Below are 24,274 nucleotides of genomic sequence, written 5' to 3'. Positions count from 1 at the left end.
CCCCCCACCACGTGCCGCGGCGCACTCCGGCGTCGTCGGCAAGCACGATGAAAACCGATCGATGAGGATCAAAATGAAACTGCGAAACAGCGTCGTTACCGCAGCTCTGGCGGCCGTCGCCGTCGGTGTCGGCGGCGCGGGCATCACCAACGCCCAGCCCGCGCCGGAACAGCGTGAGGTGCACTACGAGGTGACCCGCCAGGGCGATTCCGCCGTGGTGAAGGTCGGCGACGGCAAGTTGCGCGTCGTCGCGGACCAGCTGGTGGTCACCGCCGCGGACGACACGCCGGTCGCGGCGGTGCCGCTCACCTACCGCATGGACGCCATGGCCTATCCCATCGCGGCCCGCATCGAGGGCGACAGCGCGATTCTGACGCCCTCCCGCGAGGGCGGAACACCGGTGACGGCGGTGGCGGCACACGAGGTCGTCAGTACGGAGCAGGCCGCCAAGCAAGTGGCCGAATCCTTCACTCCGCGTGACCAATCCGCGCTCGGCGTGTTCGCCCAGCGGATGACCATCAGCGCCGCGGTGAGCGCCGTCGTCGGCGCGGTGCTCGGCGGCGGCGTCGGCTGTCTGCTCGGCGGTGCGGCGGGCGCGACGGTCGCCAGCCCGGTGATCGCGCTGCTGCTCCCCTGGGTCGGCGCGACCATCGCCGGGTGCGTGCTCGGCGCGGCGACACTGGGCGCGGTAGGAGCCATGGTCGGCCTCATCACGGTAGGTGGTCCGATCGCGCTGTTCTCGGCGTTCCAGTACTTCTCCACCATCCTGACCCCCTGCCCGCCGGAACTGCCCTACTGCAAGGACCCCTCGGTTCCGGCTCCCCCGAAGTAACACCGCCACAAGAAGATCCGCAGGCCTGTCCGGCGCACCGCCGGGCAGGCCTGCGCGGCGGTGCAAGGCGCCGCCCGACGAGGAAGGAAATCAGCGTGCGCAGAACAGTTTTCGAGGCCGACCACGAGGCGTTCCGGGAGACCGTCCGGTCGTTCATCGAATCCGAGGTCGTCCCGGAATACGACAAGTGGTACGCCGACGGCATCGTGCCCCGCGACTTCTATCGCAAGCTCGGCGAGCTCGGCGTGTTCGGCATCGAGGTTCCCACCGAGTACGGCGGCGCCGGGATCGAATCGTTCTCCTTCCAGGCCGTGCTCACCGAGGAGATCGCGCGCGCCGCGGTGTCCTTCGGCGGCTCCAGTGTCCATGTGTCGCTGTGCCTTCCGTACCTCAAGGCGCTGGCCACCGAGGAGCAGAAGCAGCGCTGGCTGCCCGGCTTCGTCAGCGGCGACATCATGTTCGCCATCGCCATGACCGAGCCGGGCACCGGTTCGGATCTCGCGGGCATCCGCACCACCGCGACCTTGTCCGAGGACGGCACGCACTATGTGCTCAACGGCGCCAAGACCTTCATCACCGGCGGCGTGCACGCGGACCGCGTCATCGTGTGCGCGCGCACCGCGCCCTCGACGGCGGAAGACCGCCGCTACGGTCTGTCCCTGCTCGTGGTGGACACGAGCTCTCCCGGCTACTCCGTCGGCCGCAAGCTGGACAAGCTGGGCCTGAAGGTTTCCGACACCGCCGAACTCACCTTCACCGACGTCCGGGTTCCGGTCGAGGATCTGCTCGGCGAGGAACACCGGGGGTTCTCCTACCTCGGCCAGAACCTGCCGCAGGAGCGGCTCAGCATCGCCGTCGGCGCCTACGCCCAAGCCAAGGCAGCCGTGCGGTTCGCGCACCACTACACCAGGGACCGTTTGGTTTTCGCTAAGCCGGTGGCCAGCTTCCAGAACACGAAATTCGAGCTGGCGGCCTGCCGCGCCGAAGTGGACGCGGCCGAAGCCGTGGTGGATCGCGCACTCGCCGCGCACGACCGCGGTGAGCTGACCGCCGCCGACGCCGCCTCGGCGAAGCTGTTCTGCACCGAAACCGCCTCTCGCGTGATCGACCGCTGCCTCCAGCTGCACGGCGGCTACGGCTACATCACCGAATATCCGATCGCCCGCCTCTACGCCGACAACCGCGTCAACCGGATCTACGGCGGAACCAGCGAGGTCATGCGCATGATCATCGCCAAAGATATGGGGCTGTAAGGGATCTCAGCGCCCGCGCGGCGTCGGATCGGGCGGTGTCGGCAACACCTCCTCGGCCACCTCGAGCACGGCGGCCAGCGCGCGGGAGGTGTTGTCGGCCCGCCAAGCCAGGGCGGACGCGAGCGCGGGGACGTCGCCACGCAGTTCCTTGTAGACCATGCCGGTGCGGTGGATGTGCTGCACCGAGGAGAGCGTCAGCGTCACACCGACGCCCGCGGCGACCAAATCGAGGATGGTGTACGAGTCCGGCGCCTCCTGCACGATGCGCGGCGTGAACCCGGCGTCGAGCGCCGTGCGCACCAGATGGTCGCGCACGCTCGAGCCCTGCGTGCCGGGGAAGGTGACGAAGGCGTCGTCGGCCAGGTCCGCGACATCGATGTCGGGGGCGTCGGCGAGCGGGTGCTCGGCGGGCAGCGCGGCGACCAGCCGTTCGTACTGGATGACCCGCACCGCCACGCCCTCGCGCCGCACCGGCAGCCGGACGAAGCCGAGATCCAGCTCGCGCGCGGCGACCAGGTTGAGCGCGGCGCCCGCGTAGGTCTGTCCGCGCAGACGCACTTCGATACCGGGATGCGCGGCCCGCACCGCCCTGGTCAGCGTCGGCAGCGCCTCGTGACTGCTCGCGCCCGCGAAGCCGATCGAGACCCTGCCGACCTCGCCGCGCCCGGACGCGACCGCCGCGCGCCGAGCCACCTCGACGGCGTCGAGAACCGTGCGCGCGTGCGGCAGCAGCACCTCGCCCGCGGCGGTCAGCCGCACCGAGCGGGTATTGCGCTCGAACAGCGCGACCCCGAGCTCCTTCTCCAACGCCCGGATCTGCTGGCTCAGCGGCGGCTGGGCCATGTGCAGGCGCTCGGCCGCGCGGCCGAAGTGCAACTCCTCGGCGACGGCGACGAACCCGGCGAGATGGCGAAACTCCACGACGACCCCATTAGGTAAGAATCGGTATCACTGCATTGCGAATTGAGTATTGGACTATATCGGTCGAACAAGGCACCGTGAGGATCGATCCGAAGGAAGGAGCCCGATGTCCCCGTCCAAGCAGCTCACGATGCGCGAGGCGATCGCCGCGTTCGTCGAGGACGGCGCGACCGTGGCCTTGGAGGGATTCACCCATTTGATCCCGGTCGCCGCTGGTCACGAGCTGATCCGGCAGCGAAGGCGCGAGTTGACGCTGGTCAGGATGACGCCCGATATCGTCTTCGACCAACTGGTCGCGGCGGGCGTGGCGCGCAAGATGATCTTCTCGTTCACCGGCAACAGCTCGGTCGGCTCGCTGCACGCCATCCGCAGGGCCGTCGAGCGCCGTGATCCGCGCGGACTGGAGATCGAGGAGTACAGCCACTACGGCCTGCTCGCCCGCTACCTCGCCGGGGCCGCGAATCTGCCCTTCTATCCGGTGCGTTCGTACGCGGGCGGCGATCTGCCCGCGCACAATCCGCGCATCGCCAAGGTGACCTCGCCGTATCCCGCCTCGGACGGCGGCGTCGAGGAGATCTACGTGGTTCCACCTATTCGGCCCGACGTCGCGATCCTGCACGCGCAGCGGGCGGACCGCGCGGGCAATGTGCAGGCGTGGGGCATTCTCGGCCCGCTCCAGGAAATCGCTTTCGCCTCGGCGCGCACCATCGTGGTGGTCGAGGAGATCGTCGAGGACGAGGTGATCCGCGCCGACCCGAACCGCACCGTGATTCCCGGCTTCGTGGTCGACGCGGTTGTCGAGTGCCCGCGCGGCGCGCACCCCTCCTACGCGCAGGGCTACTACGACCGCGACAACGACTTCTACCGGTCCTGGCCCGAGATCAGCAGGGATTCCGCCGCGCTGGATCGCTGGTTGTGCGAATGGGTCTACGACCTGCCCGATCATGCCGCCTACCTGGAGAAGCTCGGCCCCGGCTACTTCGATCGCCTCATCCCGGAGCCCGCCATGTCCCAGCCCGTCGACTACGGATGTGCCTGATGACCAGCACAGCACCCATGGAGCTCGCCCCTACCACCAGCGAGCTGCTGACCGTCCTCAGCGCCCGCCATCTGCGCGGCAAACGCCGGGTCTTCGCCGGAATCGGCCTGCCGACCCTCGCCGTGGCGCTGGCGCGCGCGACCACCTCACCCGACCTCGAGCAGGTGTACGAGTCAGGTGTCTGCGGGGCGCATCCCCCGCGCCTGCCCCAGACCATCGGCGACGCCCCGCTGGCCACCGGGTCCGAGGCGATCCTCGGGATGCACGCCCTGTTCGGGTACGTCCTCCAGGGCGGCTACATCGACGTCGGCTTCCTCGGCGCGGCCCAGATCGACCGCTGGGGCAGCCTCAACAGCACCGTGATCGGCGACTACGCGGCACCGGCCGCCCGGTTGCCCGGCGCGGGTGGAGCCAGCGAGGTGATGGCGAACTCGGACGAGGTTTTCGTGGTCCTGCGCCGACACGACCCGCGTTCGTTCGTCGACCGGCTCGATTTCACCACCAGCCCGGCGCCGTCGGTGGCGCGCCGAGCCGAGCCGCGGGTGCGCACCCGTGGGCGCGGCGTGACGACCGTGATCACTCCGCTCGGTGTGCTCACGGCGGATGCCGACCGCGAATTGGTTTTGGCCGCAACACATCCCGGCGTCTCCGTCGAGCAAGTGCTGGCCGCCACCGGCTGGCCGCTTCGGGTGGCGGGCGCCGTCACCGCCACCGAACCCCCGACCGCGGCAGAGCTCGACCTGCTGCGCACCACCATCGATCCGACCAGGGTGTATCTCCGATGAGCGAACCGATCATGGACCACTGCGTGCCGAGCGAGGTCTCGGCATGAGCGAGAACTCCGTCCTCCGCGCCGACCTCTCCGGCGAGCACGCGGGCATCCGGGTGCTGCGCATCTCCCGGCCGCAGGCCCGCAACGCGCTGAATCTGCCGACCAAAACACTGCTCGCCCAGGAGCTTTCGGCGGCCGACGCCGATCCCGCCGTCCGCGCCATCGTCCTGACCGGGGACGCGGGCGTTTTCGTCGCGGGCACGGATCTGAAGGAGATGAGCACCTACCGTCCGACCGATCTGCTCGCCCAGGAGACCGGCAAGGTGTTCTCGGTGCTCGACGAGCTCGGCACCCCCGTGCTCGCCGCGGTCGAAGGCTACGCGTTCGGCGGCGGATGCGAACTCGCCATGGCGTGCGATCTCGTGGTCGCGGGCGCCTCGGCGCGGTTCGGGCAGCCGGAGATTCGGGTCGGGCTCATTCCGGGCGCGGGCGGACTGAGCCGCCTCGTGCAGCGGGCCGGCCGGGCCCGCGCCCTGCGCATGGTGTTGACCGGCGAACCGATCGACGCCGCCACCGCTCAGCAGATCGGTATCGTCGCCGACATCGTGCCCGACGGCACCGCTGTGGACGCGGCCGTCGAGCTCGCGGCGACCATTCTGCGTCAGCCGCCGTTGAACGTCCGCGCGATTCGCGGCATCGCGCGGCACGCCGAGAACGCTCCGCTGAACACCGCGATCGCTTTGGAGCGCACCACTTTTCAGATGTTGTTCGACACCGACGATCACGCGGAGGGCATCGCGGCCTTCCTCGCCAAGCGGTCCCCGACCTACGAAGGACACTGATGGAACCGATCGAACGCATCCGCATCGTCGGCGCGGGCGCGATGGGGCGCGGCATCGCCCAGGTCGCCGCGACCGCCGGATACCAGGTCGAGCTGACCGACGCCGACGACGCCGCGGTGCCCGCCGCGCTCGAGTTCGTCGCGACGATGATCCAGCGGTCCGTCGACAAGGGAAAGCGCAGCGCCGACGAGGCCGCGGCCATCCTCGCGCGGCTCACCGCGGGCGTGGCGCCGACCGCCCCCTCCCCCGACATCGATCTCGTGATCGAGGCCGTGGTCGAGAAGCTCCCGGTCAAGCAGGCGATCTTCGCCGACCTGGAGACCGCGACGCCGAACGCCGTGCTCGCCTCCAACACCAGTTCGCTGTCCATCACCGCCATCGCGTCGGCGCTGCGCGAGCCCTCCAGGCTGATCGGGCTGCACTTCTTCAACCCGGTGCCGCTGATGTCGCTGGTGGAGGTCGTGCCGGGAATGCGGACTCCCTCCGAATTGACCTCTGCTGCAACCGCTTTCGTAGAACGCCTCGGCCACACTCCGATTCTGGCGCGGGACACCCCCGGGTTCTTGGTCAATCACATCGGGCGCGCCCTGCCCAGCGAGGCGCTGGCCATCCTGTCCGAACAGATCGCCGCGCCCGCCGATATCGACCGGATCGTCCGCGACACCCTCGGCTTGCGAATGGGCCCGTTCGAGCTGATGGACCTGACCGGGTTGGACGTCAGCCATCCCGTGATGGAGACCGTCTCCGCGGGGTTCTACGGTGATCCCCGGCTGCGCCCCTCCCCCATCGCGGCCACTCGCGTCGCCGCCGGTCTGCTCGGACGAAAGACAGGCGAAGGGTTCTATCGCTACGAGGATGGCGCACCGCTGATCCCGGCCGAGCCGGACCTCGAGCCGGATGCCGGGGCCACCGCGGTCCACGTGCACGACCACCCCGATTTCGCGGAAAGACTGCGTGCGTCCGGCGCGACAGTGCTCGAAGCGCCAAGCGCCGAGGCGATTTCGCTCGTCCTTCCGGTCGGCGAACCGACGTACCGGCTCGCCGCACGCTACGGCCTCGACCCCGCACGCACGCTCGGCATCGATCCGCTCGGACTCGATCGCGGCCGACTCACCGTCGTCGTGCCCGCCGCCGCCGACCCGCTCGCCACAGCGCCCGCGCTGCGCGTTCTGGCCGCGGCGGGTTACCAGCCGACGCCGACCGCGGACGGCACCGCCCCTGTCGCGCAACGAATCCTGGCCGCGATCGTGAACCTGTCGAGCGCCCTCGCCGAGCACGGCATCGGCACACCCGAGGACATCGATCGCGGTGCGCGCCTCGGTCTCGGCTATCCGCTCGGACCGCTGGAACTCGGCGAATCCGTCGGCGCCGAGCGCGTCACCGCGATACTCGACGGCCTCTACGCCTACACCCGCGATCCCCGCTACCGGGTCAGCCCCTGGCTGCGCACCCGCGCGGAGCAGCGTATCCCCCTGCACGCCAGAGGCACCCGCCCCGAAGACCTGCTCACGAACCGAGGAACCGATGTTCGTTCTCGATGACACCCACCGCGAGATCCGCACGCTGGCCGCCGATTTCGTCGACACCGAGATCGTCCCGCACGCGCGCGACTGGGACCGCGCCGAGACCGTCGACTTGGCCATCGTCGAACGACTCGGCGAACTCGGCTTCCTCGGGCTCGGCATCGCCGAGGAATTCGGCGGCACCGAGGTCGACATGCTCTCCTACATCCTGGTCTGCGAGGAGCTCGGTCGCGGCGACTCCGCGGTGCGCGGAATCGTGTCGGTCTCGCTCGGCCTCGTCACCAAATCGATTGCGGCGCACGGCACCGACGCGCAGAAACGCCAGTGGCTTCCCGAACTCACCGCCGGCCGCGCGCTCGGCTGCTTCGCGCTCACCGAACCCGACAGCGGTTCCGACGCCGCCTCGCTACGCACCAAGGCGGTGCGCGACGGCGACGACTGGGTGATCTCCGGCGAGAAGATGTTCATCACCAACGGCACCTGGGCCAAGGTCGCTTTGGTGTTCGCCCGCACCTCGGCCGAGGGCGGCAAAGGCATCACCGCCTTCCTCGTGCCCACGGACACACCGGGTTTCACCGCGACGACCATCCACGGCAAGCTCGGGTTGCGCGGACAGGCGACGGCCGCGCTGTCGCTGGACCAAGTCCGGGTGCCCGACTCGGCGCGCCTCGGCGCCGTCGGTAAGGGCCTCGGCATCGCCCTCGGCGCCTTGACCAAAGGACGCATCTCCGTGGCCGCGGGCAGCGTCGGCGTCGCGCAAGCGGCACTCGACGCCGCGGTGCGCTACTCGACCGAACGCACCCAGTTCGGCAAGCCCATCGCCACCAAACAACTGGTCCAGGAGCTGCTCGCCGACTCCGCGTTGGACGTCGAATCCGCCCGCCTGCTGACCTGGAAGGCCGCCGCCCTCGTCGACGCCGGAGCTTCCCGCGACGAGGTGCAGCTCGCCTCCTCCATGGCCAAGCTCGCGGCCAGCGAAACCGCCGTGCGGGTGAGCAACAACTGCCTACAGGTCTTCGGCGGCTACGGCTTCATCGACGAATACCCGATGGGCAAATACCTGCGCGACGCCCGAGTCCTCACCCTCTACGAGGGCACCAGCCAGCTCCAGAAACTCATCATCGGCCGCGCCCTCACCGGCATCGACGCGATGTAACCGCTCTTTCCGAAGGACAACAATGCCCCACGCAGTCATCTGCGAACCACTGCGCACCCCGGTCGGCCGATTCGGTGGTGTGCTCAAAGACATTCCGCCCCAACAACTCGCCGCCACCGTCATCACGGAAATCGTACGCCGCACCGGCATCGACGGCTCCTCCATCGACGACGTCATCCTCGGCCAAGCCTCCCCCAACGGCGAAGCCCCCGCCATCGGCCGGATCGCCGCCCTCGACGCGGGCCTCGGCATCGACGTCCCCGGCCTCCAGGTCGACCGGCGCTGCGGCTCCGGCCTCCAAGCGGTCATTCAAGCCTGCCTCCAAGTCGCCACCGGCAGCAGCGATCTCGTGCTCGCTGGCGGCGTGGAATCGATGAGCCAAACCGAGTTCTACGCGACCGGAATGCGCTGGGGCGTCAAGGGCGACGGTGTTGCTCTGGCCGACCGCCTCGCCAGAGCCCGAGTCACCGCGGGCGGCCGCGACTTCCCCGTACCGGGCGGAATGATCGAAACCGCGGAGAACTTGCGCGCCGAATATGCGATCAGCCGAGCGGACCAAGACGCACTAGCTGTGCTCTCGCACGAACGCGCTGTAGCCGCGCAGCGAGCGGGGCGATTCGCCGAGGAAATCGTCGGAGTCACTGTCCCACAACGTCGTTCGACTCCAATAGTCGTCGACACCGACGAGCACCCGCGCGCCGACACCACCGTGGAAGCGCTCTCCGCACTGCGGCCGATTCGCTCCTCGATCGACCCCGAATCCACGGTCACCGCAGGCAATTCCAGTGGCCAAAACGATGGCGCCGCCCTCTGCGTTGTCACCACACCCGAGCACGCCCGCAAACTCGGCCTCAGCCCACTCGCCCGCCTCGTCTCCTGGTCAGTCGCAGGCGTCGCCCCCCGCACCATGGGCATCGGCCCCGTCCCGGCAACCGAACGCGCCCTCACCCGCGCGGGCCTCACCCTCGCCGACATGGACGTCATCGAACTCAACGAGGCCTTCGCCGCCCAAGCCCTCGCCGTCCTCCACCACTGGAACCTCGCCCCCGACGACCCGCGGTTGAACCCCAACGGCTCCGGCATCTCCCTCGGCCACCCCGTCGGCGCCACCGGAGCCCGCATCCTCACCACCCTCCTCCGCGAAATGGACCGCCGCCAAGCGAGATACGGGCTGGAGACGATGTGCATCGGCGGCGGCCAAGGCCTCGCCGCGATCTTCGAACGCCTGCCCTGATCCCGGCCTACGCCGTCACCGGTCGACCCGCGGCGGCGATCGGCGAGAGGACCATGGTGGTTGAACAGGACACTGTCGATGGCCGCAAACTGCGCGGCGAACGCCGTCGAGCCCAGATCATCGAGGCGACACTCGCGATCGTGCACCGCGACGGCGCCGCCGGCGTGACCCACCGAACCGTCGCCAAAGAGGCAGGCATCACCACCAGCCTGACCCTCTACTACTTCGCCACCCTGGACGACCTGCTGGTGGCGGCCCTGACCAGCGTCACGGACGCCTACACGCAGCGCATTCGCCAACTCGTCGACACCGAGGACGATCCGCTGGACGGGCTCGCCAGGCTCATCGCCGAGTCCGGCGGCCCCGGCCGTGAGCGGGCACTCGCCGAACGCGAACTCGCGACCCTGGCGGCTCGCCGACCCGCTCTGCGCCCCGCGGCGCGAAGCTGGCGCGACAGTGTCGCGGAACTCGCCCGGACGCAGACCAACGATCCTGCCGCGATCGAACCCTTCATCGCCTTGTGCGACGGACTGTGTACAGCCGTCCTTCTCGACGGCCACGAAGCCGACCCGGACCACATCCGCGCAGTCCTCAGTGGCGCGCTACCGCGCCCCGGCTCATAGCCCGGACGGGTCGACGATCTCCAGGCCCGCGACAGTCGGAGTTCGGTGCAGGGGAATCCGTTGGGGCGTCCCGCCTGCGAATTCGCGTCGTACCGCTCGAGTCCATCAATCGGCTGCGCGATCAGCGGGTAGTGCCGTCTTCTCGTGTTCCAATCCGCGCATGGATGGCGCGATCCATGTCATTCGCTGCGCGTAGACGGCGTGCTTGTAGCCTTTCCGGATGTCTTCGAGGGAAGTCGCGGGGTCGTCTGCGTCCAATAGCAGACTGTCCAGGTCGTAAAACGCGTTCCGGTTCGCCTGCCATTTCGTTTCGAAGCCCCCGACGATATTGAGCGTGGACAGCAAGGCGGCGACAGTCGCGCAGATCGCCGCGAGGTCGGCCTGCGGTGGGTCCGGGATCTGGATTGCCAGTGCGGCAGCAGCACTCAGGACGGCCGCCCCGATGAGACTCACATGGTGTGCCACCGACCAGCCGACTGACCCACGCCGAAACTTGTTCCGCGCCAGACGGACTCGTGCGAGCAGGTGATCCCGGGGCGACCCGGACGCGGATCCGCCAGGGCTGCTTTGCGTCGTCATGACACCATCTTCTCGCGAAACAGTGTGCGGGAGAAGGCGAGCACAGCCATACGCGGCGAGGTGCGCTGGAGGTTTGGTTCAGCTGCCGCTGCCGCTGCCACCACTGGATCCCCCGAGACCACCGCGCTCCGTGGTAGTTGTCTGGGGTTTGGTCGCCGTGTTCGGTTGCGACGGCGTCGACTGGGTAGTGGGTGCTGTGGTCCGCGGCGCGGTCGTGGTGACCGTTGTCGGGGGCTTGGGCGCCTTCGGTTGGGTAGACCCGCACCCCGTGGCGAGAAGCGATGCGGCCACCGCTGCCGGCAGCGCATACGCCACGCGCCGCGACATGCGACGTCCGTTGGCACCGAGATTTCCAGATGACTTGCCGCGCACAGACTTCCCCCCCTTGTTGCAGATCGAGCGGACCGAGCTTAACAGCAGGCAATTCGAAAGCGAGGCGTGGGTGAACATCGCTGGCCGAGTTTGCTGGCCGATGAGGACCGGATGCATTGCAGCGCAACACATCCGGCCTGGAGTCCATATCGAGATCTACCGTCTCGGCCGTGTCGGAGTCCCCCGACGAAGATGCGGCAGGACTATCGGCCGCTCGGCGTTGTTCGCCGCGACGGCCCGGCCGCAGGTCGATGAATCCGCGGCCGCATGTCGCGGTTACAAATCGCTGGCGACGATGTTTTCGATATTCCGTTCCGCCAGAGCGGTAATGGTCACGAACGGATTGACGCTGGTATTACCCGGAATCAGCGAACCGTCGATGACATAGAGCCCGGTGTACCCGGGCAACCGACCGTAGTTGTCGGTCGCCTCGTTGAGCACGCAACCGCCCAGCGGGTGATAGGTGAAGTCGTCGCCCCAGGTCTTGTAGACGCCGAAGAGGTCGGTCCGGTAGATCGTCCCCTCCTTCGCGTTGATCTTGTCGAAGATGCGCTTGGCGGCGTCGATGGCGTACTGGTTCTGCGAGGTCTGCCAGTTCAGATCGACCTTGCCGGTACCCGAATTGAACGTGAACTGAGCCCGATTCGGGTTCTTCGTGATAGCCAGGTAAAGGCTGACATAGGTCTCCAGCCCCGCAGGGAATGGCGCTACCTCGGCGAAGGCAGGGCCGCCCGCGTCGGCCCAGTTGTCGATGCCCAGGCACGGCATGCTGGATTGCAGCACGCCGGTGGCGTCCCACATGTGATTGGCGCGGCCCACCATCACATTGCCGTTGTTGCCCCACTTCTTGCCGACGGCATCGGGCAGGTCAGGCAGTTTGCCCTGCGCCTTCATGGCGACCAGCAGCTTCGAGGTGCCGATACTGCCCGCCGCGAAGAACACTTTCTGCGCCACAACGGCTTTGGTCGCCACCGTGCCGCCACTAGTGTTGATCTCTTTTATCTCGACTCGATAGCCGCCCTCCGTGGGCGATACGGCGGTGACGGTGTGCATGGGCGTGATGCGCACCTTGCCGGTTCCGGTTGCCGCGGCCAGATACGTCTTGTCCAGCGATCGTTTGCCGTGATTGTTGCCGTAGATCACCTCACCGGCCAGTGCCGATCGGGTGACCTGCTGGGCCTGCTCCTTCTTCATGTATTCGAAGTCGTAGACATTCGGCACGAAGGTCCACCCGAAGCCCGAGCGTTCCGCGTGTTTGCGCCCCACGCGGGCGAATTGGTAACACTCCGCGCTCTCGAACCAGGTCCGGTCGATATTGTTCACGCCCAGACCGGTATTGGCGCGCGGGTAATAGACGTTGTACATCTCGTCGGCGTTCACCGAGGGCAGGATGGCCGCGAAGTTCTCCCGCTTGGGCGTCACCGCCATGCCGCCATTGACCAACGAGCCACCGCCGACGCCACGGCCCTGGTAGACGCGAATCCCGCTGAACTGCTCGGAATCCAGGACGCCCGTGTACCTTTCGATGTCCTTGTTGTAGCTGCTGCCCGCGAAGTAGCCGACCGGCTGATCGGTGCGATCACGCAGCCAGTAGGACCGCCCATCGGGCTTCAGCACGGGACAGAAGATCTTCCCGTCGGAGCCGGGCGTCGTCCACGACATGCCCATCTCCACCACGGTCACCTCCACCCCCGCCTGCGCGAGCCGCAGTGCGGCGACCGATCCCCCGTATCCGCTGCCGATGACGAGCGCGGGAACCTTCTCCCCATCCGCGAGCGGCGCCGCGGTTGCCCGCGCCATCGATTTCCCCATCAGCGCGGCGCCAACGGTGAAACCCGTTGCAGCTAGAAATACGCGCCTGCTCACCCCCCGCCCGGACCGACTACCAACAGGAATTTCATGGGTACGAACAGGCAACGCAGGCTCCTCATCGAGTCTTGGATTGGAACCTGTTATAGCGACGCGAAACCGCCTGCGCGGAACATTCCGGCCAAGCCGGAAAACTTTCGATCTTGGACCGACAAAAGAAGTGTGAACAGAATGTTCACCGCCATCGAGGCCATCGACGCCGAGGTTCCCGACCGTCGGGCAACACGTGGACCTGGGGTGATCCATCGCACCCCAAGGTGGGCATTCCCGCACCCAAGGTGTCGTGTCGGCGTGACATTACTTAGGCAGAGGATTGAGCCATGCATCCCGCCCTCGAGGAAGAGCTTTCCAAACGCCTCGCCGAGTATTGCGAGCAGTTCGCCGAACTGCGGGACGGCCCTCCCCCCGCGGACCTTGTCTACGAGGAATACCACGCCCTGCGCCGCAGCTCGCACCGTGTCGAGGGCGCGGAGTCGAAGGCGCCCGAGGCCACAAAGCCCGCGCCAACGGAGATCGCCACATCTACGGCCCAGCCGGACGCCAGCGACTATCGCAGCACGATGATTGCTCGCCCGAGCGTCCGGGTCGCCCTCGAGTCCATCAACCCGGGCGACCAAGTCGGCGACTTCGACCTGTTGACGATGATCGGGCAGGGTGCATTCGCCCGCGTGTATCTCGCGCGGCAGCGATCGATGCAGCGGCTGGTCGCGGTCAAGATCTCGCACAACCATGGCACCGAGCCGCAGACCCTGGCCCAGCTGGACCACGAGTACATCGTCCGGATCTTCGACCAGCGACTCATCGCCGACGGCGAGCTGAAGCTGCTCTACATGCAGTACCTGCCGGGAGGCACGCTGCTCGACGTGCTGCAGCAGCTTCGATCGACCCCGGTGGCAGCCCGAAGTGGGCAGGTGCTGCTCGATGCCATCGACCGAGTTCTCGAGGCCAAGGGCGAGGTTCGTCCCACCGATTCGGCGGTGCGGGCCCGGATCGCGGCACTGACGTGGCCGGAAACGGTCGCCTGGCTGGGTCGTCGGCTTGCCGACGCGCTCGGGCACGCCGCCGAACGCGGGGTGCTGCATCGCGACATCAAACCGGCAAACGTGCTGCTGAGCGCCGAGGGCATACCCAAACTGGCCGACTTCAACGTCAGCTTCAGCCGACACGTCCGGGGCACCAGCCCCCTGGCGTACTTCGGCGGATCGCTGGCGTACATGTCGCCCGAACAGCTCGAAGCGTGCCATCCGGAGCTGCCGAGGACTGCTGGCGACCTCGACACCCGAAGCGACATCTTCGCGCTGGCCGTGATGCTGTGGGCGCTGCTCACCGGCCGCATCCCGTTTGCGGACGAGGAGTTCGCCGGCATGTCGGAGACGTCGCTGGCCCGCATGCTCGAACTGCGACGCCGGCCCATCGATCCGCAGTACCTGTCGGAGCTTCCACCCGATTGTCCCGAAGCGCTGCGCCAGGTGCTGCTGGCGTGCCTATCGCCGGACCGCGAGCACCGCTACGCCAGTGGTTCGGAACTGGCCCGGCAGCTGGATCTGTGCCTCGACTCCCGCGCCCGCGACCTGGTCTATCCGCCCGAGAAGAGTTGGCGGGCACGTCTTTCGCACCACTCGATCCCGATCCATTGGCTCGCCGCGGTGCTCGGCGTCGGGCTGGCGGCGGTCTACCTGTACGGGCACAACCTGCAGTTCGGCAGCGAGGGTGTGTCCGAGGCCACCAGAGCGCAGCTCATACTGCTCATGAACGTCTTCTATCTGATCGCCTGGCCTATGTCCGTTGTGACCTGGTCCTACCTGTCGCGGCATCTGATCGCGGTGCCCCGCGGCCTGCGCAAGGGCAGACGCTACGACGAGGCGATGCTGGCCCGGGTCCGGTCGCGCACCCTGCGCTGGGGCGACCTCGACTCGATGCACACTCTCGTGTATTGCACGATCGGCGCGGGGGTGTGGGTGGCAATGCTAGCCACGATCGCCTCCGCTCCCACGCGGCTGCTGGTCCATTCGGCGGCGCTGGTGCTGGTGTGCGGCGCGATCTCGGTCGCCTACTCGTTCTTCCTGCAGACGTTCTACACCGTCCGCTGCGTGTACCCGACCTACTTGCGCTATGGCCACACGGCGGCTCGCGATGCCGCCCACCTGCGCGCACTACGCCGAAGAAGCACCGTCTACCTCGGCATTGCCGCATCAGTGCCCTTGGTCGGCGTACTTACCGGATTCAGCGGCCTCGAGCCCGACGAGGTTGTGCGCATCCTGGATTCGGTGCTGTGGTTGTGCGCGATCACCGGGCTCGCATTCGTGGCCGCATATTGGCTGTTCCGAAAGCTGGAGGCAGACCTGCGAGCCCTCGAGCAGGTCGTCGAGAAGCGATCGAGTTCGATGTCGCATGAGTTCCCCGAGTGAATCTCCGCCCCCGGTTGCGGCTCGTCTGGTGCGGCGCCCGACAGAACCAACCTTCTCGAGGCACTAGTACTTCATTGCGGTATTGCGGCACATGAGATGTCGGCGACGTCGTACAGACGCTGGCGAGAGACGTCCAGGCGGCTCAGCTGGATCAGCCCCTGGGAAACCAGAACGACGTGGGAGCTGAGCGCGGCTAATTCGTTCTGGTCCAGCAGCTTTCGCGGGATGTCGGCCCGGAGGCGCTCGGCGACATGGGTCTCCATCCGTGCGGTCGTCCGCTCGGCGATAGCGATAACCTCCGGAACCCGGTGCCCGAGCTGCCCGATGCTGTTGAGCATCAAGCACCCCCGCCGGTTCCGGTGCGCGAGACAGTCCGCGATCACCGCGTCGAAGAATGCGCGCACAGCCGCGCGCGGCGGACCGGGAGTGGCGCGCAGCACCTCATGCACCAACTCGGCCCTCCGCTCGCAGTATCGGCGGAAAGCCGTGAGGAACAACCCCATTTTGCTGCCGTAGGCGGCGTAGATGCTGCCGTTGCCGACACCGGAGGCGCTCGACACACCCTCGACCGAGGTGCCGTCGAACCCGTCGGTCCAGAACAATTCGATGGCGACATCGAGCAGCGCCGACTCGTCGAACTGCCGCGGACGCCCCATTCGTCCACGCTAGCAACGCCCGGCATTCGCATCCGTCGCGGCCATAAGATCCGGCACACGGCGGCCGCTCGGCTTGGTTGTGGAGGCGCGATTCCACAATAATTGCCGGATGGATTCCAGAGCAGTTACCTCATCGCGGCGGCGCATCGGAATCCTGGTCTTCGACGGGGTGAAGATGCTCGATTTCGCGGGCCCCGCCGAGGTGTTCGTCGAGGCGAACCAGTCGCTGCCCGCCTACGACGTGGTGCTGGTCTCGGCCGACGGCAAGGACGTGCAGACCTCCATCGGCGCGCGGGTCGCCGTGGCCTGCGCGGCGGCGGACGCGGGCCGCTTCGACACCGTGGTCATCCCCGGCAGTGAGCTGCCCGCCGCCCAGTTCGTGACGCCGGATGTCCTGCGGGCCACCCGCCATCTCGCCGAGCACACGCGCCGCCTCGCCTCCATCTGCAGCGGGGCCGCCGTCCTCGCCTACCTCGGCCTCCTCGACGGCAGGCGCGCGACAACGCACTGGAAATTCACCAAGGACCTCGGCCGCCAATTCCCCGCGGTCGAGGTGGATTCCGACGCGATCTTCGTGCGCGACGGGCACATCTACAGTTCCGCGGGCGTCGCCGCGGGCATCGATCTGGCGCTGGCGCTGGTCGAGGAGGACCACGGCGCTGCGGTCGCGCGCCGGGTCGCCCAGTCGTTGCTGGTGTACATGCAGCGGGCCGGCGGGCAGTCGCAGTTCTCGGCGGCGCTGAGCGGACCCGTCCCGCGCAGCCCGCTCGTCCGCGCGGTCGCCAATCTGATCTGCGCGGATCCCGCCCAGCCGTACTCCGTGAAGACGCTCGCCGCGCAGGCCGGGGTGAGCCCGCGGCACCTGACCCGATTGTTCCGCGCGGAGCTGGAGAGCACGCCTGCGGAGTACGTCGCCTTCGTTCGATTCGGTTATGCCAGAGACAAACTCGACGCGGGATACAGCGTCACCGAAGCCGCCATGGGCGCCGGATACGGCAGCGCCGAGGCGATGCGTCGCGCCTTCATCGCGCGACTCGGCGTCTCACCGCGCAAATATCAGCAGCGGTTCCGTTCCACGGCGTACGCGACGGGAAGCTGATCTTCGTTCGCCGGTTTGCCACCGGGTGTCCCAAATCGGGCGGATACTTGGCTCAACGGTTGGGGCGCGTGTGCGCCCGGTTCACGAAAACTGGAGGCCCCACTCAACAACGACGCCGAAAGGTAGGGACCATGGCGGGAAATCCCCTCGGTCTATCGCTCGAGCCAGCAGCGCAGGAGTTCGTGGACGCGACCTCCGAGCCGCCGTTCCTGTACCAGCTTCCGCCGGAGGAGGGCCGCAAAGCGGTCGACGGCGTGCAGGACAGCCCGATCTTCAAGCCGGAGATCGACGAGGAATGGATCACCGTCGAGGGCGGACCCACCGGCTCGGTCCGGGTGCGCATCGTCAAGCCGGTCGGCGCGGTCGGACCGCTGCCCGTCATCCTCTACACGCACGGCGCGGGCTGGGTCTTCGGTGACGCGCACACCCACGACCGGCTCGTGCGCGACCTCGCGATCGGCGCGAACGCCGCCGTGGTGTTCCCCGAGTACGACCGCTCGCCGGACGTGCGGTATCCGGTGGCGAACGAACAGTCCTACCGGGTCGCCCAGTGGGTCACCACCGGCGGCGGCACGAAGGGCCTGGATTCCGCGCGCATCGCGATCGCGGGCGACTCGGTCGGCGGCAATATGGCCATCGCGTTGACGCTGATGGCCAAGGAGCGCGGCGACGTCTCCTTCGTCCAGCAGGTGCTGTTCTACCCGGTGACCGACGCGAACTTCGACACCGGTTCCTACCGTGATTTCGCCGAGGGCTACTTCCTGACCCGGGACGGAATGCGGTGGTTCTGGGGTCAGTACACCACCAGCGAAGAGGACAGGGCGCAGATCACCGCCTCGCCGTTGCGCGCGACCACCGAGCAGCTCGCCGGCCTGCCGCCAGCCCTGGTCATCACCGCCGAGGCCGACGTCCTCCGCGACGAGGGCGAGGCCTTCGCGGCCAACCTCCGCCGCGCGGGCGTGCCCGTGACGCAGACCCGCTACGGCGGGATCGTGCACGACTTCGTGATGGTCAACTCCTTGCACGACACCCACGCGGCCAAGGCCGCGATCGCCCAGGCCGTCGCGGCGCTGTCCACGGCACTGCACGGCTGAGTCGCGGCGAGAACCCTCGAGAACCTTTGATCGACAGGACGATTCACGATGTCGACTCCCATCGATGAACACACCGGTGCGCAGATCGAACAGGCCAACGCGAGCGGGCGCACGCCGGTGGTGTTCATCCACGGTCTGTGGTTGCTCGCCAGCAGCTGGGACCGCTGGGCGACCGTCTTCGCCGACGGCGGCTACGCCCCCGTGACCGCGGGTTGGCCCGACGACCCGCAGACCGTGACCGAGGCGCACGAACACCCCGAGGTGTTCGCGGGCAAGACCGTCGGCCAGGTCGCCGACCACTACGAGGCAGTGATCCGAGCGCTGGATCGCAAGCCCGCGGTGGTCGGACACTCCTTCGGCGGGCTGCTCACCCAGATCCTCGCCGGGCGCGGGCTTTCGGCGGCCTCGGTGGCCATCGATCCCGCGCCGTTCCGCGGGGTGCTGCCGCTGCCGATCTCCTCGCTGCGCGCCGCGGCGCCGGTCCTGACCAATCCGGCGAATCGGCACCGCGCGGTGCCGTTGACCTACGAACAGTTCCGCTACAGCTTCGCCAATGCCGTGGACGAGGCGGAGGCCAAGAGCCTGTTCGAGACCTACGCCGTCCCCGCCCCCGGCGCGCCGCTGTTCCAGGCCGCGGCCGCCAATCTCAATCCGTGGTCGGAGACGAAGGTCGACACCGAAAACCCTGACCGTGGACCGCTGTTGATCGTCTCGGGCGAGAAGGACAACACGGTACCTCGGGCGATTACGCACGCGGAATACGTGAAACAGCAACGCAATTCGGGTGTCACCGAGTTCATCGAGATCCCTGGGCGCGGACACGCGTTGACCATCGATTCGGGATGGCGCGAGGTCGCGGACACGGCGCTGGGGTTCATCAAGCGCTTCGCCTGATCAGCTGTCCGTCGCGGTGGGAGCTACCCCGCCGCGGCGCAAGGCCTGAACAGCAATAAGATCAACTTCTGCTAAGTTTGCCCCGTGAACGGCCCGGTACCGGAGAAACAACCTGGTATCGGGCCGTCTTCGCGACGCTGGCTCATCGCGCTCGCGGTCTGCCTGGTGCTGACAGTCGCGGGTGCTCTGGTCTTCGCCGATACCGTGATGCGCGATACCGAGCAGGTGCAGCGCTTCGAGCAGCCTGCCGATGTCCGTTACGCCGACGGGTCGACTCACTACATCGGCCTGATCGAGGTTCGCAGCGCGCTGTTCCACCGGCAGCGGCCGTATCAGATCTACGCCGGTCGCTACCCGCACATGGGATACGGCCACTTCGTGGACGTCCCGAGCGACCATCGACTCGTCATCAGCGTCGTCGACTGGCAAACCGACGGCGTGCGAGTGCATTTCGATTCCGCCCCCGCGGTTTTCATCCCCGCGGAGAATTTCACCTTCGGTCGCTGAGGCTGTACGACGGCTCGTTCGTGATCGAATTCGCGTAGGGCTCAGCACTCGGGGAGGAAATCCCCGAACTCGTCCAGGAATTCCGGCACCGGGTCGACGCCAACGCTGTGGTGGACGAGGCGACCGTCGACGAACAGCCCGAGTGTGGGGAACGCCCGGATCGCGTACCGCTCGGCCAAGTCGGGCTGTTCTTCCACGTTCACCGTGACGACGACGAGCCGATCGGCGAGTTCGTCGGCGAGTTGGCGCAGCGTCGGTTCGGCCCGGCGGCACGGGGCGCAATAGGGGGCGGAGAAGGCGACCAGCACCGGCTTGCCGGAGTCGAGCACGGTCGTGGCGAAGGTTTCGGTGGATACGGGGGTTGGGGCCTTCATCGCTTCTCTCCTCGACGCTCGGTTATCGAATTGCCGGACGGCAACCGGGCAAACGTCCGAATCTGCTGGCTGCGGATGTCGGCGGTGTCTGGTCCCAGACAGCGGCGATGGGCGCTCAACGTTCCGTCTTTGCCCGGGCCAACCTCGCACGGCGGGACGGCGGCGATCAGCGGCGAGGCGGCAGCGGCGACTGCGCTGTTGACGGGTTCCGCACTCGCCTGCACCGTATTGACCGACCGACGGTCGGTCGGTACCGTCGAGAGCAGGGAGGTGCACCGTGCGACAGGTGAAGAAGCCCGAGGTCCGTAGAGCCGAGATCGTCGACGCGGCCGTGCGCAGTTTCGTGGAGCGCGGCTACGACCAAACCACCGTCGAATCCATCACCGGCGGCCTCGGCGTCGCGAAAGGCTGCTTCTACCACTACTTCAGCTCCAAGGAGCAGGTCTTCGCCGCCGCCGTCGACGCCATCGCGCAGCGGCTGTGCGCGACATATCTCGCTCTTCTGCAAGACGATTCGCGACCGCCCGGCGCCCGGCTGCTCAGCTATATCGATCACAGTTACGCGCTCACCGAACGCAATGAAGCGCCCGACCTGCTTGCCGCGCTACACGGGGATCGCTTCCGCGACATGCACCATCGAATCGTCGATCGGGTGGCGGACGAACTGCGCCCCGCCTTGTGCACCTTGCTGACGGCGGGCGTGACCCAGGGCGAATTCCGCGTTCCCGACCCGGAATTCACCGCGATCGCCCTACTCGGCGCACTGCGAGAACTCCACGAGGTCTACGCCGAGCGCCCCGACCTCGACCTGCGCGCGCATCGCGCCACGCTCGTGGACCTCCTCGAGCGCATGCTCGGCACAGCGCTCCCCCATACCGATCGACAGGCGGAGGAATGATGAAAACCCATGCGATCACCTTCGATTCGTCGGGCACCGCATGCGCGGGCACGCTGTACACCGAGACGGAGACCGGCGACCGGCCCTGCGTCATCCTGTGTCCGGGCTTCAGCGGCACCCAGGACACCCCGTCGGTCGTCGCGGCCGCCCAGACCTTCGCCGCCGCGGGTATGGCCGCGTTGACCTTCGACTACCGCCGCTTCGGCGTGAGCGCGGGCCAACCGCGTCAGCTCGTCGACATCGACGACCAATTGGCCGACATTCGCGCCGCGGTCCGCTTCGCCCGCGACCATCCCCTGATCGATCCGGATCGAGTCGTGTTGTGGGGCACCTCTCTCGGCGGCGGCCATGTCGTGACGGTCGCCGCCGACGACGAGCGCATCGCGACGGTACTGGCGCAAGTCCCCTTCAACGGATTTCCGCGCCGAGCCGAAGGACGTTCCACCAGAGCGACTCTCGCGCTGCTGCGCGTGATGGTGGCGGACTGGTTGCGCGGCGTCCTCGGCCTCTCGCCGCACTACATTCCCGCCGTCGGCCACCCCGGCGGACTCGCCGTCATGACCGGCCCGCAGGCGCAGGCCACCATCGACGCGATGCACAGCGAAACCTGGCGCAACAGCGTGGCGCCGCGCGCCCTGCTCCAGATGATGCGATACAAGCCCGGCGATCACGCGCCCCGGCTCCGCATGCCGCTGCTGGTCTCCATCGGGGAACGCGACCGCGAGACCGTCGCCGAAGACACCGTCGAGCTCGCCGAGCGCGCGCCCCGAGGCGAGCTGCGCACCTATCCTTTCAGCCACTTCGAGATCTATCGCGCCGACAACCGCGAGAAGGTTCTCGCAGACCAGATCGACTTTCTCCGCCGGGTACTTCCCGGACTGTGAAGCAACCCTTCCGTACGGTGTAAGAATCCCCTAGGGTTACCTGGATATAGTCCGATGAAGGGAGTGCGCGTGTCAGTCGCCGCCGCGGTCAAGAAGCAGGTCCAGGAACTCGGCGGGGGATTCATGTTCTCCCGGGAGGCAAAGGAATTCGCACGCAGTACCGGCGCCGAGGGGTTCTTCGGCCCGTACGCACGCGGCCGGGGCGGCGTGCTCGGCGACGTGGACGCCGACGTGGTGACCGCCGCCTTCGGCTTCTTCCCCGCCCATTCGATCCGCGCGGCCTGGGAGTCGGTGTCCATGCCCGCCGCCAAGGCCGCCGACGGCTACGCCGCCGCCTGTCAGGAGTTCGGCCGCCGCAAGCTCGCCGATTTCGACCAAGCCGAACGGCTCGCCCAACTGCTGGAAGTCGTTGTCGCCGCGGCAGATCCGGCCGGCGTCCCCCTCTTCGCCGGCTGGCGCGCCTTGCCCCTGCCCGCCGATGCCCCCGCCCGCATCGCGCAACTCGCGCACATCTTGCGCGAACTCCGCGGCGGCCTCCACCTCCTCGCCGTTCGCGCCAGCGGCCTCACCCCACTCCAAGCCGTCCTCATCTCCGGCTCCCCCTTCAACAACGGCCCCAACCAGGCCCGCTGGTACGGCTGGCCCGAACCCTTCGAAGAAATCACCCCCACCATCCAGGACCGCTGGCAACGCGCCGAAGCCCTCACCGACACCCTCATCTCCCCCGCCTTCGCTGTCCTCGACGACTCCGCGGGCGCCGAACTCACCACCTTGCTCACCGCCGCCCACACCACCGTCTTCACCCGCTGACGATCGAGGGGCCGCAACGATCGGGCCGCGAAGCGTGAGCGGCCCCGCAGCGGCGGCCGCCTCATCCCCCTCACCAACCACACCGACCCCACCCTCCCCAGCCCTCCACCCCCTATCGTTACCCCACCTGACCAGCCGATTAGCTCTCCAGACACACACTGTTGTAATCTCTTCAAGCGCCCCAAGCGGGCGCACCACGGGCTGTGGCGCAGTTTGGTAGCGCACTTGACTGGGGGTCAAGTGGTCGCAGGTTCAAATCCTGTCAGCCCGACAACGAAAACCCCTTCCGACCAGGTCGAAGGGGTTTTCTCGTACTCGGCAAGGCGTCGGGATTCGAGCGTTTCTCACAAAAATCTCACGTTTTCGGCCTCTCGGCGCCTCGCGCCCAGGCCTCGAGCACCGCACGGTTGTCGGGCACCGTTTCCGGGATGTCGATGTAGTGGATCTTCGCCACTTCCCGGGTGTTGCCCAGTTGGCGCGCGGCACGCTCGGGATCGTCGTAGGCGTGGTCGACCGCGGTCGCCACGCCCTTGCGGAAGGTTCGAGGGGTCACCCAGGCGAAGTTTTCCCCACGCGCCGCCCGCCAGATGCGCCCGAAGTTGTTCGGGTTGCGTACCGAGCCGTTGCGCGCGGGGAACAACAAGCCCATCGGGTTGGGCCGGGCGGCGAGCTCGAGGTCTTTGATCGCCTCCTGGACCGCTTCGACGGTGTGCTCGGGCAGCAGGATGCGCCGCCACCCGTTGTCGGTCTTGGGAGCTGGTTTGCGCACCCAGCCGCCACTGCCCTCGCCTTTGACCTCGACGAGGGTGCCGGTGACATCGAGGTAGGGATCGCTGGCGTCGAGGTCGATGTCGTCGAGCAGCAGCGCGAAGACCTCGTGTGGACGCATCCCGGTCCCGGTGATCACATCGACCACCCACACCACCGTCCAATCGCGTGCGGGCCCACTGATGTAGGCGGGAGTGCCGGGGATGGCTTCCCCGCGCGCGCCCACGCACGCACTTGGGCTCGGAAAGCCGGGAGCGCGCTGTGGTCTTGCACCTTGCCTCGCGCCGTGGCGCTGCGACGGGTGAATCCGCTGACCCCGTCGATGGGGTTGGTGTCGATCACTCCGTGGCGGACGGCGATCTGCATCATGGCGCGCAGGATGATCTTGTGTTGTTTGGCTTTGCGGCGCAGTCCCAGCGAGACGAGGTGTTTGAGGTGGCGGTCGAGCTCGCCGGCGGTGGCTTGCCAGATCTGCAGCCGCCCAAGTGAGTTCTCGATCTTGATCGTCTTCCGGTTGGCACGCCGGTCTTTGGAGACATAGATCTCGCGGCGATAGTCCTCAACATTGCTTGCGGTGTAGGCGTCGTCGCCGGCCAGCTCGCGCAGCAACTCGGCCGCCAGATCGATCAGCTTGGTGTTACGCGTGATCCGTCCCTGGCCGAGCTGGTCTCGGTAGTCGCGCATGGCCTCGGCCAACCGGTTTCGGGCATCGTCAGCACTGGAGCCCATCCGTTCGATCTGATGCGCCCCACCTGCGCCGTAGTACCGCACGGTTGTGCGCCAGCGTCCGTTGGCCTGCTTCTTCGGCTTGGTCGGCACCCCGAAGGTGCCCACCGGCTTCGGTAGCCGTCCTCCCACGTGCCTCCC

General features: G+C 67.7%; 24 protein-coding genes and 1 tRNA gene. 18 read left to right on the top strand and 7 right to left on the bottom strand.

The genetic code is table 11. The annotated features are described in order from the left end of the window. Positions 1 to 73 precede the first annotated feature (73 nt). Together CRP45_RS00225 and CRP45_RS00220 are read left to right on the top strand one after the other, a co-directional pair. Positions 74 to 832, top strand: a complete 759-nt coding sequence (locus CRP45_RS00225; RefSeq protein ID WP_097243293.1) for a DUF8020 domain-containing protein — start codon at positions 74 to 76, stop codon at positions 830 to 832. Between the two features lie 95 nt (positions 833 to 927). Continuing rightward, positions 928 to 2,085 carry an acyl-CoA dehydrogenase family protein gene (locus CRP45_RS00220; RefSeq protein ID WP_097243292.1) on the top strand — a complete coding sequence of 386 codons (1,158 nt, stop codon included), beginning with the start codon at positions 928 to 930 and terminating at the stop codon, positions 2,083 to 2,085. A 6-nt stretch (positions 2,086 to 2,091) separates the two neighbouring features. Here the strand turns inward: CRP45_RS00220 and CRP45_RS00215 are convergent, their stop codons facing one another. After that, a complete protein-coding gene (locus CRP45_RS00215) occupies positions 2,092 to 3,006 on the bottom strand; it encodes a LysR substrate-binding domain-containing protein (protein ID WP_097243291.1) in 915 nt (304 codons plus the stop codon). A gap of 106 nt (positions 3,007 to 3,112) precedes the next feature. On the opposite strand from CRP45_RS00215, the gene CRP45_RS00210 reads away from it, so the two are divergent. From CRP45_RS00210 to CRP45_RS00180, 7 genes are read left to right on the top strand one after another with little or no spacing between them, the layout of a single operon-like run. Beyond that, positions 3,113 to 4,045: a CoA transferase subunit A gene (locus CRP45_RS00210; protein ID WP_097243290.1), complete on the top strand. Its 933-nt coding sequence runs from the start codon at positions 3,113 to 3,115 to the stop codon at positions 4,043 to 4,045. After that, complete coding sequence (locus CRP45_RS00205) at positions 4,045 to 4,830, top strand: CoA-transferase subunit beta (protein ID WP_097243289.1); 786 nt, start codon at positions 4,045 to 4,047, stop codon at positions 4,828 to 4,830. The genes CRP45_RS00210 and CRP45_RS00205 overlap by 1 nt, the downstream gene beginning before the upstream one ends. A 43-nt stretch (positions 4,831 to 4,873) precedes the next feature. Continuing rightward, entirely contained in the window at positions 4,874 to 5,659 is a 786-nt protein-coding gene (locus tag CRP45_RS00200; RefSeq protein WP_097243288.1) for an enoyl-CoA hydratase-related protein, read from the top strand. Beyond that, on the top strand, positions 5,659 to 7,200 hold the full coding sequence (locus CRP45_RS00195) for a 3-hydroxyacyl-CoA dehydrogenase (RefSeq protein ID WP_097243287.1): 1,542 nt from the start codon (positions 5,659 to 5,661) through the stop codon (positions 7,198 to 7,200). Before CRP45_RS00200 ends, CRP45_RS00195 begins: the two co-directional genes overlap by 1 nt. Further along, positions 7,184 to 8,338: an acyl-CoA dehydrogenase family protein gene (locus tag CRP45_RS00190; protein WP_097243286.1), complete on the top strand. Its 1,155-nt coding sequence runs from the start codon at positions 7,184 to 7,186 to the stop codon at positions 8,336 to 8,338. The genes CRP45_RS00195 and CRP45_RS00190 overlap by 17 nt, the downstream gene beginning before the upstream one ends. 22 nt (positions 8,339 to 8,360) lie before the next feature. Beyond that, positions 8,361 to 9,572, top strand: coding sequence for an acetyl-CoA C-acetyltransferase (locus tag CRP45_RS00185; protein WP_097243285.1), 1,212 nt, complete (start codon positions 8,361 to 8,363; stop codon positions 9,570 to 9,572). A 53-nt stretch (positions 9,573 to 9,625) separates the two neighbouring features. Beyond that, entirely contained in the window at positions 9,626 to 10,195 is a 570-nt protein-coding gene (locus CRP45_RS00180; RefSeq protein WP_097243284.1) for a TetR/AcrR family transcriptional regulator, read from the top strand. Positions 10,196 to 10,300: 105 nt separating this feature from the next. On the opposite strand, the gene CRP45_RS00175 is transcribed toward CRP45_RS00180, so the two are convergent. Continuing rightward, the gene (locus tag CRP45_RS00175) at positions 10,301 to 10,648 is read right to left on the bottom strand and encodes an NAD(P) transhydrogenase subunit alpha part 2 (protein ID WP_067779359.1); all 348 of its coding nucleotides are present in this window, start codon (positions 10,646 to 10,648) and stop codon (positions 10,301 to 10,303) included. Positions 10,649 to 11,422: 774 nt separating this feature from the next. Beyond that, positions 11,423 to 13,063: a GMC oxidoreductase gene (locus CRP45_RS00170; RefSeq protein ID WP_483869969.1), complete on the bottom strand. Its 1,641-nt coding sequence runs from the start codon at positions 13,061 to 13,063 to the stop codon at positions 11,423 to 11,425. 272 nt (positions 13,064 to 13,335) lie between these two features. Here CRP45_RS00170 and CRP45_RS00165 point away from each other — a divergent pair, with 272 nt between their 5' ends. After that, entirely contained in the window at positions 13,336 to 15,423 is a 2,088-nt protein-coding gene (locus CRP45_RS00165) for a serine/threonine-protein kinase (protein WP_097243282.1), read from the top strand. A gap of 71 nt (positions 15,424 to 15,494) precedes the next feature. On the opposite strand, the gene CRP45_RS00160 is transcribed toward CRP45_RS00165, so the two are convergent. Beyond that, complete coding sequence (locus CRP45_RS00160; RefSeq protein ID WP_097243281.1) at positions 15,495 to 16,079, bottom strand: TetR/AcrR family transcriptional regulator; 585 nt, start codon at positions 16,077 to 16,079, stop codon at positions 15,495 to 15,497. Between the two features lie 109 nt (positions 16,080 to 16,188). On the opposite strand from CRP45_RS00160, the gene CRP45_RS00155 reads away from it, so the two are divergent. The 4 genes from CRP45_RS00155 to CRP45_RS00140 all read left to right on the top strand — a co-directional run bounded on the left by CRP45_RS00155 (position 16,189) and on the right by CRP45_RS00140 (position 19,673). Next, positions 16,189 to 17,178, top strand: a complete 990-nt coding sequence (locus CRP45_RS00155; protein WP_097243280.1) for a GlxA family transcriptional regulator — start codon at positions 16,189 to 16,191, stop codon at positions 17,176 to 17,178. A 131-nt stretch (positions 17,179 to 17,309) separates the two neighbouring features. Beyond that, on the top strand, positions 17,310 to 18,272 hold the full coding sequence (locus tag CRP45_RS00150; protein ID WP_097243279.1) for an alpha/beta hydrolase: 963 nt from the start codon (positions 17,310 to 17,312) through the stop codon (positions 18,270 to 18,272). A gap of 48 nt (positions 18,273 to 18,320) precedes the next feature. Then, positions 18,321 to 19,166 carry an alpha/beta hydrolase gene (locus CRP45_RS00145; protein ID WP_097243278.1) on the top strand — a complete coding sequence of 282 codons (846 nt, stop codon included), beginning with the start codon at positions 18,321 to 18,323 and terminating at the stop codon, positions 19,164 to 19,166. Positions 19,167 to 19,250: 84 nt separating this feature from the next. Then, positions 19,251 to 19,673: a hypothetical protein gene (locus CRP45_RS00140; protein ID WP_097243277.1), complete on the top strand. Its 423-nt coding sequence runs from the start codon at positions 19,251 to 19,253 to the stop codon at positions 19,671 to 19,673. Positions 19,674 to 19,714: 41 nt separating this feature from the next. On the opposite strand, the gene CRP45_RS00135 is transcribed toward CRP45_RS00140, so the two are convergent. Then, complete coding sequence (locus tag CRP45_RS00135; protein WP_097243276.1) at positions 19,715 to 20,047, bottom strand: thioredoxin family protein; 333 nt, start codon at positions 20,045 to 20,047, stop codon at positions 19,715 to 19,717. Between the two features lie 277 nt (positions 20,048 to 20,324). Between CRP45_RS00135 and CRP45_RS00130 the strand changes: the two genes are divergently transcribed. From CRP45_RS00130 to CRP45_RS00115, 4 genes are all read left to right on the top strand, one after another. Then, entirely contained in the window at positions 20,325 to 20,945 is a 621-nt protein-coding gene (locus CRP45_RS00130) for a TetR/AcrR family transcriptional regulator (protein WP_245909771.1), read from the top strand. Then, the gene (locus CRP45_RS00125) at positions 20,942 to 21,829 is read left to right on the top strand and encodes an alpha/beta hydrolase (protein WP_097243275.1); all 888 of its coding nucleotides are present in this window, start codon (positions 20,942 to 20,944) and stop codon (positions 21,827 to 21,829) included. The genes CRP45_RS00130 and CRP45_RS00125 overlap by 4 nt, the downstream gene beginning before the upstream one ends. A gap of 69 nt (positions 21,830 to 21,898) precedes the next feature. Next, a complete protein-coding gene (locus tag CRP45_RS00120; RefSeq protein WP_097243274.1) occupies positions 21,899 to 22,639 on the top strand; it encodes an SCO6745 family protein in 741 nt (246 codons plus the stop codon). A 197-nt stretch (positions 22,640 to 22,836) separates the two neighbouring features. Next, positions 22,837 to 22,910, top strand: a tRNA-Pro gene (locus CRP45_RS00115). Positions 22,911 to 22,994: 84 nt separating this feature from the next. Here the strand turns inward: CRP45_RS00115 and CRP45_RS00110 are convergent. Together CRP45_RS00110 and CRP45_RS00105 are read right to left on the bottom strand one after the other, a co-directional pair. After that, positions 22,995 to 23,555 carry a site-specific integrase gene (locus CRP45_RS00110; RefSeq protein ID WP_143861288.1) on the bottom strand — a complete coding sequence of 187 codons (561 nt, stop codon included), beginning with the start codon at positions 23,553 to 23,555 and terminating at the stop codon, positions 22,995 to 22,997. Continuing rightward, positions 23,543 to 24,241, bottom strand: a complete 699-nt coding sequence (locus CRP45_RS00105; RefSeq protein ID WP_097243272.1) for a hypothetical protein — start codon at positions 24,239 to 24,241, stop codon at positions 23,543 to 23,545. The genes CRP45_RS00110 and CRP45_RS00105 overlap by 13 nt, the downstream gene beginning before the upstream one ends. Positions 24,242 to 24,274: the final 33 nt, after the last annotated feature.

The organism is Nocardia amikacinitolerans (assembly GCF_900215415.1).
GTDB lineage: Bacteria > Actinomycetota > Actinomycetes > Mycobacteriales > Mycobacteriaceae > Nocardia > Nocardia amikacinitolerans.
The sequence above is the reverse complement of the archived record's forward strand: the minus strand, read 5'-3'. Positions and strand labels throughout refer to the sequence as shown.